This is a genomic window from Methanothrix sp., from assembly GCF_030055635.1.
In the GTDB taxonomy this organism is placed as follows: domain Archaea; phylum Halobacteriota; class Methanosarcinia; order Methanotrichales; family Methanotrichaceae; genus Methanothrix_B.
On sequence record NZ_JASFYM010000003.1, the window covers coordinates 35,702 to 50,907 of the forward strand.

A 15,206-nucleotide genomic window follows, 5' to 3' on the forward strand; every position below is an offset into this window, starting at 1 on the left:
CGCTGATGAGCATAACGGACGATTCACACAAAATCCGCGAGGCCGGTCTGCTTCACCTTATCTGATCTGAACAGCGACTCTATCTCCATCCTGATCAGCTCGAGCCGCTGGCGCGTGTAGCTCGAGACGCCGTACTCCTCGGCGACCTTCATCGAGACCTCGAGGTACTTTCTTACGCTGCCTTCGTGAACGGTGAGCACCAGCCTCCCTCCACACTTCGGGCAGAGCTCGCTGAGCGGAGGCCTCCTGTACTTCGCATTGCACTTCACGCAGCGCACGCTCTGTCGCGAGAACGCCCTGAGGTTCCCCATCAGATCTGGCAGGAAATGCGAGTTTATCACACGCTCGGCCACATCGGTCGCATCGACCGCCCTTATCAACCTGGCGAGCTCCAGCTGGGATTTCATCTTGTCTATCATCGTCTCAAGGGTCTTGTAGGAGCTGTTTCTGGGCCCGCCGGCGATATCGTCGGTGTCGTGGGTGAAGCCGAAGCCAGAGTACTGCCCCTCGCCTCCAAGCCGCTTAGAGACGAGATCGATCAACCCCTCGACGTCCTTCGGGTTTGCATTCCTCAAAGTCGCCTCGTAGAACTCCAGTGGATACCTGAAGGATAGATCGAGGTTGTGGGCCTCCTTGTCGACCTCTGCCGGATTTATCCGCGTCGTCAGGACGAGTGGCGCGTCCATCTTCCCTCCCCTCTTCTCCGGCAGGTAGGACCTGGAGAAGTTCAGGAGCGCATCCATGAGCAGCATCACACAGTCCTCATCGCCATCGCAGTTTCTGCGCTTGGCAGCGTGGAAATATGGATGGGCGTATCCGGCGCTGGCCCTCGTGAACCCGATCAGCCTGCAGAGGACGCCAGCGGATGTGTGCGGGGCCAGGCCGATCATGAGCCTGCCGATGAGATCCTCAGGTCTCTCAGCTCTGTAGTACGGCTCCAGGCCGTAGAATTTGAGGAGGAGATCGTCCACAAACCTCGAGACCCTGAGAAGCCAGTTGCCTGCATCCCTGCAGAGCACGACATCCTGGACCTTCAGCTCCAGGATCTGATCGTCCCTCTCCAGAGGCTCTCCGTGGATGTCGTGGGTGTATCCGAGATCGCGAAGAACCTCCACGCTGGTGCCGATCTCCCTGGGACGGAAGTGGGTAAGCGGGAGATCTGTGAGATCGTACCTCGAGGTTCCATCCTTGAAGATGAACACGCCGTGCTTTGCTCTCAGCACCCCCTTCTCAAGCGGCTCCGGCGTGGAGTCCCTGGAGGTCAGCCCCATGACCCCCCTTATGTTATCAACACGCTCCCCCAGAGACTCAAGGGCTCTTGCGAGAGTGCTCTTCACATCTATCCTAAACCGCGTGGCTGCGCTTGTCTCCGTCCCGCACCTCGGGCATTTCTCATCGGAGCGCACGCCGCACGATGGGCACGCGCGCACCCGCTCCGTGTGCGCCCCACACTCACACCTGAACGCAAACCCCTCCTTGCCGCATGATGGGCATCTCCTTCTCTCAACAACAGCCTCTATGAATCCATGCTCTGCAGCCTCGTTCACGAGACGGCTCTTTCCTCCCTCAGGGCCTGTGGGAAAGAGAACATGCGGCGGTGGCCTCATCTCCCGCCTATCGGATTTCTCCGGTCGACCCATCCTGCACCCGATCCTGGTGGGAGCCCTCGCTTTGATTCTGAGACCTGAGAGCTTGTTCACAGCGCTGAGCGCGTCTTCTGCATCGAGATCATCTCTCCTCCAGCGCCTGCCGCTCTCGTCCACGCCCAGACATAGTAGAAGCGGGCGAGCGTCCTCCACCACGATCCTTCCATCTCTGACTTTGTGATGGACGAGCAGCTTCTCCAGAATCTCCTTCGTGTCATCACGCAGATCCATGAGGAGGACATCCCCATCGATGCATCCTCCAGATGCAGCATCCGCGAGCTGATCCAGCTCATCCAGGGTTATATCGTGCCAGAGGTATGTGTGGTCAGGATGCAGAGGCACACCGAAATCTCTCGAGAGCTGTATCGCGGTTCTTCCATCTATGTGCTCCATGCCCTCCGGATCTCCGCCAGCCCTCCTGAGCTCCTCGGCCCACCACTCGAAGGTGTAGGATGCGGGCGCAAGCGGCCTGTTGTTCTCCATGAAGTCCCCGTAGCTGACCAGGATCTCGCCGAGATCTATGATCCTGGAGATGTTTCTCTTCAGAGCCTCAGGGCTCGATATCCAGGGGAACGATGCGGGGTCATCTATGCGCACAACGTCTCCATTCACCAGACGCACGGTTGGACCCTCGATTGAGCTCACCGGAGCTACGGCTGCAGCCTTGCCGGGCTGCTCGACCTTGATCTGGGTTCCGGGCGCAAGGAAGTGATTCAGAACCATCATCGTTGCCGGATTTATGCCGGCCGCTGCAAGACCAGTATTTCTGGATCTCCCGTAGCGCAGCCTGAACCCCCCGGGCCTGGATGGATGGGAGAACACTGGCCTGCCCGCTATAAGGTCTCTTAAAAACTTCTCGCTCGATCCCCCTCCGTCCTTCTTCTCCCCGCCGAGCGCATCCAGCCATTCCCATCCATCTATTCCGAGCTTGGAGACGTGCTTCTTTATCTTCGGGCGCTTCAGCGCGATGCCCTCTGCGGAGACGAGCGCGATGCCGCCACGAACCCTGTTCGTCTCAACCCTCGGAAGATCCCGGTAGCCTGAGACCTCCTCCTCCTCTGTGGGCTCGCCATCTATGCAGACGGGACAGTTTCTGATTATCGTCCTGATCTCATCGTCTGATGGAGTATACTGGAGGTGCTGAAGGCGCTTGTAGAGGCCGATCTCCTCGACGTACCTCTCTATCTCCTCCTCTGTGGGTCTGTACGGGGCTATGCCCATGCTCCTCCTCACGTAATCCGCAACGAGCACCGATAGCGCCTGGGCGGTTCCACCAGCGGATCTTATCGGGCCTGCGTAGTACACCTTCAGGTACTCGCTACCGTCATCGTTCTTTCCCAGCCCGACCCTGGCTATGCCCTCAATCGGCGCCGCAACCACGCCCTCGGTGAGAAGCGCCACAGAGGTCCTTATGGCCATGTCTATTGCATCGAGCCTGCTTGCTCCCTTCCCGAGACGCCCCTCGGCGAAGTCCCTGCCGATGGCGAGCGCGGCCTCCTCCCTGCTGAGCCCCTGCGCCTCGAGCTCTCTTATCCTGTCTGCAACTCCCGGTATGGAGACGAGCTTCTCGACCCGCTCGGCCAGATCGATGGCTATGGGTATCTCCACATCCAGCTCCGGATCGAGGCCCTTCGATCTCGCCTTTCTGGCGATCTCCATCTCCTCTCCAAGGCCGCGCTCAAGACGCTCAAAGTAATCAGTGCTCAACTCCGCCTCCAGAGAAACAGACCTGTCACGGGATCGTATTCTCTAACAGGTGGCTCTCCCTCAAGACCCATGATGTGAAGCTCAGCAGCAAAGACCCTGCCGCCGAGCAGATGCCCGCCGAAGAGGTTGTAATTCTTATCTGCGAGTGCGATGTGTGCATGGACAAATCTCTGTCCATCTTTTAAAGATATGTTGCCGGTGCAGGATGCTATCTCGAAATCTCCTTCAAAGCTGCGCTGCCTGTACACCTTTTCTTTCTGATCATAGTACGCGAGATCAACCGAGGATAGCGCTCCTATGACGCTGAAGAATCCGGCATATATAGACAGATCTGCTGCAGCATCTCTTATAGCTTCCATTATATCAGAGCCGTGCTGCAGCCCCACCATCACCATCTCCGGCATGTACCGCCTCCATACTTATGTGGAGCTTCATAGACCCTGCTGGTTAAAGGAAACTCCGTCCTTTGGACCAGATCAGCCGACCAGCAGCCTTCGACAGAGCTCAAGCACTTTGAGGCAGCTAGAGAATTCGCAGGGGGCGTCGCAGATCGATAGGCAGATCTATCCGCTCTGTCCTCAGAGTCTTCACCTGAGTATGACGCTGCCTGCCCTCAGGCCGCTCTTGACTATCCTGCCGATGACCTTCGAGCCAGGCCCCATTATCCTGCAAGCATCGTCTGCCTGCTCCTCAGGAAGCACCACGACGAACCCCATTCCCATGTTGAACGTCCGGTACATCTCAGCATCATCCACGCCCCCCAGCTCCTGCAGGAACCTGAAGACAGGCTGCGGCTCGATGGGGTCTGTTATCTCGAAGCCGAGGTCTGTTATGCGGTGAAGCTTTAGGAGCCCGCTGCCTGTTATGTGTGCAAGGCCATGGACATCGCATCTCCGGAGAAGCTCCAGAACCTCGATGTATATCCTGGTGGGGGTCAGCAGGATCTCGCCTATGCTCCTGGAGTCGCCCGGCATCGTATCGAAGTACGTGTAGCCAGAGCTCTCGATTATCCTCCTGGCGAGAGTGTAGCCGTTGCTGTGCAGCCCTGTGCTCGGCACACCGACCACAGCATCGCCGACGCGGACCCTCTCGCCTGTGATCACCCTGTCCTTCTTCACATAGCCTATGGCTGTGCCGGCAAGATCCAGGCCCCGGATCATCTCAGGCAGCGATGCGGTCTCCCCTCCGACTATGCTGATGTTTGATATCTCAGCGCCCTTCTGGAGCCCCACAGCTATCTGCTCCGAGACCTCAGGATCGACCCTCTCCACAGCGAGGTAATCAACAAACGCCAGCGGCTCGGCGCCTATTGCTAGAAGATCATTCACGTTCATGGCGATGCAGTCTATCCCTATGGTGTCCCACTTGCGCATCGCATTTGCGATCAGGATCTTGCTCCCGACCCCATCGGTCGTCATCGCTATCGCGAACTCGCCCATGTCGATCAGGCCGGCATAATGTCCTATGCCGGTAAGAGGTGCGCCGAAGCCCTTTCTGGAGAACGTGAGCCTCCGCTTCATCGCATCGATCGATCTGTTCTCCAGCTCTATATCGACGCCTGCATCCGAGTATGTCATACCCTTCATGTGCGCTCACCGTTGAGCTTGAACTCCCGGTGTATCTCCTGCACCGCCCGCTTTCCATCCTTTGATGCGACGACGAATGATATGTTGTGCTCGCTCGATCCCTGGCTGATCATCCTCACGTTTATCCCTGCCCTCCCCATGGCGCTGAAGAGACGGCCGGCCACACCTGGGGTGCCTGCCATGCCAGAGCCCACAACTGCGACGACGCAGACATCCTTGTTGTGGGTGATATCCTTCACGATCTCCCTGGGGAGCTCGCGCCTGAGAGCCTCCTCTGCCCTGTCAAGGTCCTTTTCCTCCACAACCATCGATATGTTCGCCTCTGATGAGCCCTGGCTGATCATGATTATGTTCACACCAGAGTTTGCGAGGGCTGAGAACACCCTGGCCGCGACTCCTGGAGTGCCGATCATCTCCGCGCCAGATACATTGAGCAGTGCAACATTGGTGGACAGGCTCACCGCCTTTATAACACCATCCTTCAGCTCCTCCTCCTGGACTATCCTCGTTCCAGGACTCTCCGGATCGAATGTGCATTTCACCCTTACCGGTATGCCCTTCCTTATCGCCGGCTCGATCGCTCTTGGATGCAGAACCTTCGCTCCGAAGAAGGAGAGCTCCATGGCCTCTATGTAGGATATCGTGGGTATGGTCTTCGCGGACGGATCTATCTTGGGATCTGCTGTAAGTACTCCAGAGGTCTCCTTCCAGAACCAGATCTCATCCGCGTCTATTGCAGCTCCGATTATCGATGCTGTGAAGTCAGACCCGCCGCGCCCGAGCGTTGTTGTTATGCCGTTCTCATCCTTTGCTATGAAGCCGGTGACAACAGGTATCCCCTTTATTGGCAGCAGCCTCTTCGCTATGAGTGCATAGCTCTTCTCGAGTGGTTTCGCATTCCCGTAATCGCTGTTTGTGATTATCCCCGCGTCTCCACCCGTGTAGTACTTGGACTCAATCCCCATATCCCTGAATACGCCAGAGAGTATCGGGGCAGAGAGCTGCTCGCCAAAGCTTGATATGTAATCTACGGATCTCGATGTGAGCTCTCCGAGATAGCATATTCCGACGTAGGCCTTCTCAAGCATGTCGATCTTCTTGCGTATGTCAGATCTGATCTCCTCCCGTATCGAATCATCGGATATCGCATCTGTGATCGCCTGCTCGTGCCTCTCAGAGAGCCTCTTGATGAAACCCTCGACGTCAGATACCCTGCCGTACTTGGCGGAGGACCTCGCACATTCCAGCAGGTCATCGGTGACGCCCTGGAGGGCAGAGGTCACCACCACGATCTCATTCCCTGAGCTGAATCCCCTCACAAGCTCCCCAACGTTTCTGAGCCGCCTGCCATCGGCCACAGAAACCCCGCCGAATTTCATTACCAAGCGTGCCATCTGGAACCCTGCCCCATACCAGCCATACAACGATATAAGCTTTAGGATATGCCATGGCGGTTGACGCAAAGCTCCATGATCCTCATCGCCAACGTTAAATTGTTGTGAAGGATGACGGCTCATAAAAGCCCCTCAGAACCGGCACTGCAGCAGGCATGCTCAAAAACAAGAACAATGTATATAAGGTTGGAGAACAACAATATCAATTCCTGACGTGAGATGCAGCTGTACGAACCGGAGATATGCATCTGTGTGGGATCCACACATGTGCTGTGTAGAGGTAATACAATGACGCCACGATCTTCGATTCGTATCTGTAGTATGATCGTCAATCATCACGTCAGGAACCGGGCATCCATAGGGATAAGGAGGTGGAACTGTTGGCTGCGACTCTGGAAGAATACAAAAGACTTTTTAGAGAGGCGACTGTTGCAGATCAGGTGAAGCTCTTCCAGCTTCACATAGCTATCTACATTGTGGTGAATGCCATCTGGATAGCACTGAACGCCATGGGCACGATAAAGACGATCCCCGGCTGGGCGATGTACTACCCAATAGTGGGCTGGGGGCTGCTGGTGGTGGTCCACTACTGGTTCTACGTGCGCGGTGCTGAGAACCTCTGCAAGCTCAGGGAGAGGGAGATAGAATCCAGGCTGAGGTGAATTTGGAGCTGGGGGCTCTCCGGAAAGCCCTCAGATTCAGATCACCTGGTAAATGCAGCTTTTGAGCCTGTAGATCAGATGGCATAAATGTGTTATAATATTTTTAATATTGGCTTGTATCAGTTAAGCATTTATTTTGGCGAGAGGACGTTTTGATACATGGGAAGGATACCTGAGAGGTGCAGGGACTGGAAGGTCGCGCGGTGCCCTCTCTTCAGATGGTGGTGCTCCCTTGTCTGTGGCGGAGTTACTGGCGGCCGGCTCTGTGCTCCATGGTGCCGTGTTGCTGAGCGGTTCGGATTATGGAGTTTGCTTGTAACTCTGGTACTGCCACTGCTTATTATTCTGGCAGTGATAATCCGCATGTGATCAGTCCTACATTCCAGCCATTTTCAGAGCGCTGTGCATTCTATCTGGTGCAGCAGCCTGGAACATCATGCATTGATGGCAGAGCTGGCTGTCTGAGATACGGAGGATTTTCAGAAGATCACAATTAGAATTTTAATTCTGATTATGTCCAGAAGAACTTTATTTATACGGTATCATAAACCACAAGTGTCTATTAATAATATGATATTGTCCCTTGATGTGGTGAGTCTCTATGAGAATTAGGGTAGTCAGCTCCAAGAGTGAGATCGCACAGCTCAATCCGAATGAAAGAATGGTGCATCTGGCCTTCAGGGCATCGAATGTCGATTTCCTGAATCTTATGCAGAGGTGCCCGAGGCTCAGGGTGATCCAGGTACCGCCTTCTTACAAGAAGACGATGTCGAATGCGATTCAGGTGTTCCTGGAGATGCAGGGCATCGAGCTGCTCGAGGGCGACGTCTGGGGTCACAGGAAGGATCTTGACGAGTACTTCACAGTGAGCGACAGCACAATAGAAGAGATAAGGTCGATGATCAGCAAGGGCGTCCCCTTTGAGCAGATGGCCGAGGAGCTCCAGAAGAAGGCGAGGATCGGCCCGGACCTCATAAAGTACATCGCAAAGACAAAGGTAACGGCGTGACCCAGGAGCGGAACTCCTGGATCGCACCATCACTATCGAGCTCCTGCACTGTTTTGCGCAGATGCGCATCGAAATTATCGTGCCTGCCGGTTCAGGTGGGCGCATATAAGATGTCCTCAAACCGCACAGCAGTCGACCACAATTCGCATCACCTAACAGACAGCGGATTTCTGGAGGGAGATAGCCTACCCCATTGTTTGCATAGCTCTCTGCAGTGTTGAGACTGTGGTCCGGTTGCCGAACAGCCTGCCAGGAATCAGCTCCCCTGACGCCCCTCCTGTGGTTCTGCGCGGTCTCGCCCCGCAGATCTGGATGTTTTGTTGCACGATCCGTGAGGGTGTAGCAATACTTTCTATTATATTACGCATTGGTTTGTCTATTTGTGACATGTAGCAGGCTTTTTCATGGAAATCTATCATAATAAATCCTAAGCGACAAATTTATAAATTAAAATCGCTTTCATGGCGAATCGATCCAATTAAAAACACTGTATTGCGGAAATGGACTACAAAAATCGTGTTGTTCTTTGAATACTCAGTGTGGTCTTTTCCGCAATTGTCTGATGAATGGATGAAATTCAGAAGGCGATCCGAAATGGCAGATGAGAAAGCACAGGTCTCCTCTCAGGAGAACGTCTACAGGCCGGCAAGCGACCTGGTGGAGAACTCCAATGTGATGCAGTGGATGAAGAGAAAGGGCATCAGGAGCGAAAAGGAGCTGCGGGCCTGGTGTTCCGAGAACTACGTCGAGTTCTGGGACGAGATGGCAAAGACATACGCAGAATGGTTTGTGCCATACGAGAAGGTCCTTGAGTGGAACCCGCCGCATGCGAGGTGGTTCGTCGGAGGAAAGTGCAACGTCGCGCACAACGCCCTAGACAGGCATGCAAGATCATGGCGGAGAAACAAGGTCGCCTACTACTTTGTGGGCGAGCCGGTCGGAGACACCAGGGCCATAACATACTATCAGCTCTACAGAGAGGTGAACAAGCTCGCCAACGGTCTTAAGAGCCTGGGGATCAAGAAGGGCGACAGGGTTGGGATCTACCTGCCGATGATCCCCGAGCTTCCGGTAGCGATGCTGGCCTGTGCGAAGATCGGCGCGATACACGTCGTTGTCTTCTCGGGATTCAGCGCAGGCGCGCTCCGCGAGAGGATCAATGACGCAGGCGCCAGGATTCTGATAACATGTGATGGATCTTACAGAAGAGGCAAGCCGATCCCGATAAAGGCCCAGGCTGACGAGGCCCTCCAGGATGCGCCATCAGTGGAGCGCCAGATAGTCTACAGACGGACAGGCCAGAGCATCGACTGGAGGGATGGATTCGATATCTGGTGGCATGAGCTTGTGAAGAACCAGCCCGATGAGTGCGAGACCCTCCAGATGGACTCAGAGGATCCGCTCTTCATACTCTACACAGCCGGAGCTGGAGGAAAGCCGAGGGGAGTGGTCCATGTGCACGGCGGCTTCTGCGTCGGGCCTGCGTACACAACGAGCTGGGTCTTTGACATGAAGGATACTGATGTCTACTGGTCGACCGCTGACATCGGATGGATCACGGGCCACACCTACATAGTCTACGGGCCGCTCTGCCTCGGCGCGACGAGCGTGATGTACGAGGGCTCTCCGGATTACCCTGATTTCGGGAGATGGTTCCAGATCATAGAGGACTACGGTGTCTCAGTAATCTACACAGCGCCCACCGCGATCAGGATGTTCATGAAGGAGGGCGAGGATTGGCCCAGGAAGTACAACCTGAGAAGCGTCCGGCTCATGGGATCTGTGGGAGAGGCGATGAACCCTGATGCATTCCTGTGGTGGAGGAAGCATGTCGGTAACGACTGGGCCCCCATAATGGACACATGGTTCCAGTCAGAGACCGGCTGCCATGTGATAGCTCCACTGCCCATAACCCCGCTCAAGCCGGGCTCGCCAGCATTCCCGCTTCCCGGATACAACGTGGAGCTGCTGGATGTGAACGGGAGAGCGGTTGGTCCTGAAGAGAGCGGGAACATCGTGCTCACAGCACCATGGCCGACCATGCTCAGGGGCATATACGGAGAGCCGGAGAAGCTCAAGGAGATCTACTACGACTACTACTGGAGCGTCAGGCCTGGGATCTACCTCAGCGGCGACAGGGCGAGAAGAGATGCAGACGGCTACTGGTGGATACTGGGCAGGATAGATGATGTCCTCAAGGTCGCAGGCCACAGGATAAGCAACGCAGAGGTCGAGGCTGCCGCACTCTCACACCCAAAGGTCGCGGATGCAGCGGTCATCGGCAGGCCAGACAAGGTCAAGGGGGAGAACATAGTTCTCTTCGTCGTGCCGAAAGAGGGCGTCGAGGCTGACGAGAACCTCAAGAAGGAGATAAGGAACCACGTCAGGGCGACAATGGGGCCGATAGCGATGCCGTCAGAGGTTTACTTTGTGTCAGCCATACCAAAGGACAGAACAGGGAAGCCTGTGAGGGCTGTGATCAAGGCAAAGGCGCTTGGAGCAGCTCCCGGAGACACATCATCTGTGGTCAACAGGGATGCAATAGATGCCATACCATCGATTTAGCGGTGGTATGGCTCATTTTTTATTATCCTGAACGCCCTGTAGAGCTGCTCCAGGAGGATGATCCTCGCCAGCTGGTAGGGGAATGTCATCCTTGAAAGTGAGAGCTGGAGGTCCGAGCGGTTCAGTATCTCCTGAGAGAGGCCCTCTGGCCCTCCGATCAGCCAGCTGATACAGCCGCATCCCTCGATGATCCTCCTCTGGATCCAGGACGCCAGCTCCAGCGAGCTCATGCACTCACCGTGCTCATCCAGCGCCACTGTTATCCCCCCGCTCAGATGCGAGAGCATCTCCCTGCCCTCTTTGAAGGGATCCCCCTCGCGAACCTCCACGACATCGAGCCTGGTGTAGGGGGCGAGGCGTTTTATGTAGTAAAATGCTGCCTCCTGCCAGAATCGCTCTCTGATCCGGCCAACAGCGATTATCCTCATGTGCATGATCTCTGCCTGATACGAACTGCTCCACCGGCATTCCGGGCCGGCATCGTATCTGCTCCTCCACGGTATAGGGGCTGGAATCTCCGGAAGAAGACAGCAGCTACCGGCCTCTGAGTATTCCGCGCGCCGCAAGCAGTCCGGTGGCAGCAGCCGCGACTATGCCTCTCGAGAGCCCGGCGCCATCGCCTGCAGCGTAGAGTGATGGTATGCTGGTCTGCAGGTCTCTGTCCACGCTTATCTCCCGGGCGTAGAACTTTATCTCCGGAGCGTAAAGCAGCGTGGAGTCAGCATTGACCCCGGGAATGATCTCGTTCAGGATCTCGAGCCCCTCGATGACGTCCATGACTATCCTGTGGGGCAGAGCCATCGATATGTCTCCCGGGGTCACGTCTCTCAGCGTGTTCCGGACCGGATTCCTGGCGATCCTCTCCTCCGTGGATCTCCTTCCTCTGTGCAGATCCCCAAGCCTCTGGATGACTGGCTTCCTCCCTCCGATTGTTGTCACGAGCTTCGCTATGGATATTCCGTAGGCTGTGGTGTTCTCTATCGGCTTCGTCAGCTCAAGCCTTACAAGAAATGCGAAGTTCGTGTTCTCAGAGCGCTCTCCAGACATGGAGTGCCCGTTTGTCGCTATGAAGTCCCTGTACTCCTCCTTGACCACAAAGCCACCAGGGTTTGTGCAGAAGGTTCTGATGAAATCATCGTATCTGTGAGTTATGATGTGGAACTTAGGATCCCTGTTGATCCGCGTGACTGGATCCATGACTATCGATGGCACCTCCACACGCACCCCGACATCCAGAGGTCCATAGCGTGCTTTGATGCCGTACCTGTCGATCATCTCTCCGATCCACTGTGCACCTATCCTGCCGGGCGCGAGGAGAGTGCTCTCAGCCCTTATCTCTCTGCCATCGGAAAGCCTGACCCCGATGCATCCATCCTTTTCCATTATGAGATCTGCTGCCGAGGTGTTCAGCACGAACCTGACGCCGCGGCTTTTGAGATCTGCGCTGAACGCCCTTATTATCTCTGGCGTCCTGTCAGATCCCATGTGGCGCTGCTTTATCGCTATGAATCTCGCGCCCACGGATGCAGCCCTCCGGCTGAGCTCCTCCACATCGCCCTGCGTGGGCTCCTGTGTCTCGACGGGGGCGCCGTATCTCAGAAATACCGAGTCCACCTCATCTATGAGCGACCAGGCATCATCCGTCAGACGCGTGAGATCGCCGCCGATCGCCGGATGTAGATTGAGTATGCCATCTGAGTATGTGCCCGCTCCCCCCATCCCGCACATTATGTGGCACGGGTCGCAGTGAAGACAGTGCCCCCACTTCTTCATCGGGCAGCTCCTCTCAGAGATGTCCCGGCCCTTATCGACAACCACCACCTTCTTTCCGTGGGCGGATAGCTCCAGAGCCGCGAAGAGTCCCGCAGGCCCGGCGCCGACCACGACCACATCCTGCATGCATTAATGTACGCATGCAATGGTATTTTAACCCGCGGGAGTGCCGGAGCACCGACTCACAGTATGGGAGAAATCTCATGAAGTGATGGCGTAGGCGCCGTGAGATGACGCATACCGGTGTTTTGCTCTGCGGGCTGCATTCCCTCACGCGCTCCATTAAGATTATGTGCTATACGACTGTATTTAATGGTCAGGTGCATGGGGGTTCTCATCTGGATCTGGCTGCATACCTTCAGTACTTCGTATACGCGTTCACCTCGATATTCATAATAGTGAACCCCATCGAGGCGACGATGGTCTTCGTCTCCCTCACTCAGGAGGCCAGCCCAGCTGAGAAAAGCAGGATATGCGTCCGCACAACGCTTGTGGCATTCTCTGTCGCGATGATCTTCGCACTTGCAGGGGATATGATCCTGAGGTTCTTCGGCATAACCGTCGACTCTCTAAGGGTGGCGGGTGGCATACTGCTCTTTCTCGTGGCCATAGACATGCTCCGCGCGAAGCCTCACAAGAAGGTCACAGAGGCCGAGATCGAGGATGCAACCACCAGGGAGGATATCTCGATATTTCCGCTGGCCATCCCGCTGCTCACCGGCCCCGGAGCGATAACCACGGTGATAGTCAATATGGGAGCAAGCAGCACGCTTATGGAGAAGATGCTGGTGCTCCTGGCGATATGTTTGACATTCAGTGCGACCTACGTCATACTGAGATCCGCAGAGTATGTCGATGCTCTCCTCGGCGTTACGGGGATCATGGTGTTCACGCGGATAATGGGACTGATCCTCGGGGCGATAGCCGTCGATTTTGTCAGCGTGGGCGCCTGGAACATCTACATCTCCATGGCGTCAGCCGCATGAGCCCCCAGAAGAGCGGTGCCATCCGGAGGAGCTTATTGATTGGCTCGTCTCAAAACTGCTGTGTTGGATAACCTCCCGTGATGATGTCTCAAGATATCGATTCCGGTCTATTCTCCATGCATTCCTGAAATCGTCTTCTGCTTGCGTATTTTCATGACTTATCCAACACAGCATCTCAAAACCAGATTCACTCGATGGGTCGGAGCCGAGCGCTGCAGGAGCGATTGCTTATGGAGGTTTGGACAGCTTCGAGACCCGCTCATGGTATCGGAAACCGGTGTTCCTGCGATTCTGACAGGGAGTCTCACCGTATCGCTTCTGCAGACCGATAACTCTATACACCATCATCACCTTCACAGATACTGGTGCCGGCCTGTTTTGCAGGCCACAGAGTGTACCCAGGCGTGGAGGTCCGGTTCATCAATGAGTTCAGAGCAGGCGATAAGGAGATGCCCGCAGCATGGATTTTTCAGAGGAGATGCATGCAGCTGCGGGAGCAGGGGGAAGCTCGTTCTTGATGGTGTGAGGACCGAGAAGCTCGGGAGGCTGCTCGCAGGGGCTCTCCGTCACTTCCCCGATGACCTGGGGCTGGCGATGAGCCCGCAGGGCTGGGTGGAGATACCGGTGCTCGTGGATGCCATCCGGACCAGATACAGATGGGCAAACGGGAATGTCATAATGGCGCTCGTCAGATCCGATCCGAAGGGAAGGTATGAGATAAACGGCACACGAATCAGAGCCAGATACGGCCATTCTGTGGATGTTGATCTGGACTATCCGATAAACGAGCTGCCCACGCTCTACTACGGGACTGCGGAGGAGGAGGCAGAGCGTCTCCTGGAGGTCGGCCTGAAGTCGGCCACACAGCGGTATGTGCATCTCAGCACCACGCCTGACAAGGCATGGGAGGTCGGCACATTCAGGACGAGCAATCCAAAGGTAATCGTGGTGGACGCGGCAGGGGCTCAGCGTGAAGGGGTGAGGATGATGAAGGTGAGCGAGAGCATGGTCATCTCCGAGCCGATACCGCCGAGGTTCCTGAGCATGATGCCGGCGAAAGGTCAGAAATAAGACGAAGAAAGACGAAGAAAAAGACGCCGAGAACATCCGCGACCCGCATGCATGTGGGGATGGGCTGCACATCATTTGTATGATGCCGGTTAGATCTCCCTGACCTCTTCCGTTCCGCGCTCCTCGTCTATGGACTTCACGAGCTTACCGAGGAGCAGCGCGAAGAGTCCTGAGAGACCACCAGCTATGGCAGCCTCCACCTTTTTGTCCCTGGTCCTTCTTCCCATCAGCAGGCTTGTGAGTAACACGATCGCCATGGAGACGAGATACTCAGGGGCGTCTCTCATGAGATGCCCCACAGGATCATCGGACGCGTTGACTATGTCCCTGTGGAATACCCAGTGATCCACGAACTCATGAACGTGCGCCCCTGACGGCCCTCTGAACTGCCTGGTCGCTCCTGGGAGCATCTCCCCCATCAGAGTCTCCCTGAAGCACACGGGCAGCTCAGGGCAGCACTCCTTCGGGAGCGCATACTTCCTGTGGTACGGCATCCCCTCTATCCAGCTGCAGATATGCCTGCAGTGATGATCGCAGTCCATGTGCTCATATACGCGGTACGGTATTAAATCCCATCGCGTGAAATCCCGCGGCGCGGGGAATAAGTTGACTCCAGCCGCGAAGAGCTGTGAGCTTTGTCATTCAACAGCATGGGGCTTCCCCTTAAGGGGAAGGACTCCTGCGCTTCGACTTGCTCTGACTTCCTCGAAGCCCTTCGACAAAGTCTGAAGTTTCACAGATCAGGTTATCTCACAAACTCACGGAATTCCTGGGACGAGGCATGTTGCTGTTGGCCATCGCTTCCTG

General features: G+C 55.8%; 12 protein-coding genes. 5 read left to right on the forward strand and 7 right to left on the reverse strand.

Annotated elements, in window-relative coordinates:
- Positions 1 to 23: 23 nt before the first annotated feature.
- The 4 genes from QFX31_RS01980 to QFX31_RS01995 all read right to left on the reverse strand — a co-directional run bounded on the left by QFX31_RS01980 (position 24) and on the right by QFX31_RS01995 (position 6,333).
- Entirely contained in the window at positions 24 to 3,353 is a 3,330-nt protein-coding gene (locus QFX31_RS01980; RefSeq protein WP_348530472.1) for a DNA polymerase II large subunit, read from the reverse strand.
- Positions 3,350 to 3,757, reverse strand: coding sequence for a DUF296 domain-containing protein (locus QFX31_RS01985; protein ID WP_348530473.1), 408 nt, complete (start codon positions 3,755 to 3,757; stop codon positions 3,350 to 3,352). Before QFX31_RS01985 ends, QFX31_RS01980 begins: the two co-directional genes overlap by 4 nt.
- 183 nt (positions 3,758 to 3,940) lie before the next feature.
- Positions 3,941 to 4,939, reverse strand: a complete 999-nt coding sequence (purM, locus tag QFX31_RS01990; protein ID WP_348530474.1) for a phosphoribosylformylglycinamidine cyclo-ligase — start codon at positions 4,937 to 4,939, stop codon at positions 3,941 to 3,943.
- The gene (locus tag QFX31_RS01995) at positions 4,936 to 6,333 is read right to left on the reverse strand and encodes an aspartate kinase (RefSeq protein WP_348530475.1); all 1,398 of its coding nucleotides are present in this window, start codon (positions 6,331 to 6,333) and stop codon (positions 4,936 to 4,938) included. The genes purM and QFX31_RS01995 overlap by 4 nt, the downstream gene beginning before the upstream one ends.
- A 380-nt stretch (positions 6,334 to 6,713) precedes the next feature.
- On the opposite strand from QFX31_RS01995, the gene QFX31_RS02000 reads away from it, so the two are divergent.
- The 3 genes from QFX31_RS02000 (at position 6,714) to acs (ending at position 10,569) form a co-directional block, all read left to right on the forward strand.
- Complete coding sequence (locus tag QFX31_RS02000) at positions 6,714 to 6,995, forward strand: 2TM domain-containing protein (protein WP_348530476.1); 282 nt, start codon at positions 6,714 to 6,716, stop codon at positions 6,993 to 6,995.
- Between the two features lie 601 nt (positions 6,996 to 7,596).
- A complete protein-coding gene (locus tag QFX31_RS02005) occupies positions 7,597 to 8,004 on the forward strand; it encodes a DUF1699 family protein (RefSeq protein ID WP_348530477.1) in 408 nt (135 codons plus the stop codon).
- 594 nt (positions 8,005 to 8,598) lie between these two features.
- On the forward strand, positions 8,599 to 10,569 hold the full coding sequence (gene acs / locus QFX31_RS02010) for an acetate--CoA ligase (RefSeq protein WP_348530478.1): 1,971 nt from the start codon (positions 8,599 to 8,601) through the stop codon (positions 10,567 to 10,569).
- Here acs and QFX31_RS02015 read toward each other — a convergent pair.
- A complete protein-coding gene (locus QFX31_RS02015; RefSeq protein WP_348530479.1) occupies positions 10,566 to 10,997 on the reverse strand; it encodes a 23S rRNA (pseudouridine(1915)-N(3))-methyltransferase RlmH in 432 nt (143 codons plus the stop codon). The two genes, acs and QFX31_RS02015, sit on opposite strands and share 4 nt — an antisense overlap.
- A gap of 106 nt (positions 10,998 to 11,103) precedes the next feature.
- Entirely contained in the window at positions 11,104 to 12,468 is a 1,365-nt protein-coding gene (locus tag QFX31_RS02020) for an NAD(P)/FAD-dependent oxidoreductase (protein ID WP_348530480.1), read from the reverse strand.
- A gap of 194 nt (positions 12,469 to 12,662) precedes the next feature.
- Between QFX31_RS02020 and QFX31_RS02025 the strand changes: the two genes are divergently transcribed.
- Together QFX31_RS02025 and QFX31_RS02030 are read left to right on the forward strand one after the other, a co-directional pair.
- A complete protein-coding gene (locus QFX31_RS02025; RefSeq protein ID WP_348530481.1) occupies positions 12,663 to 13,328 on the forward strand; it encodes a MarC family protein in 666 nt (221 codons plus the stop codon).
- Positions 13,329 to 13,751: 423 nt separating this feature from the next.
- On the forward strand, positions 13,752 to 14,399 hold the full coding sequence (locus QFX31_RS02030; RefSeq protein ID WP_348530482.1) for an RNA 2'-phosphotransferase: 648 nt from the start codon (positions 13,752 to 13,754) through the stop codon (positions 14,397 to 14,399).
- 89 nt (positions 14,400 to 14,488) lie between these two features.
- Here QFX31_RS02030 and QFX31_RS02035 read toward each other — a convergent pair whose 3' ends face one another.
- Positions 14,489 to 14,941: a hypothetical protein gene (locus QFX31_RS02035; protein ID WP_348530483.1), complete on the reverse strand. Its 453-nt coding sequence runs from the start codon at positions 14,939 to 14,941 to the stop codon at positions 14,489 to 14,491.
- Positions 14,942 to 15,206 lie beyond the last annotated feature (265 nt).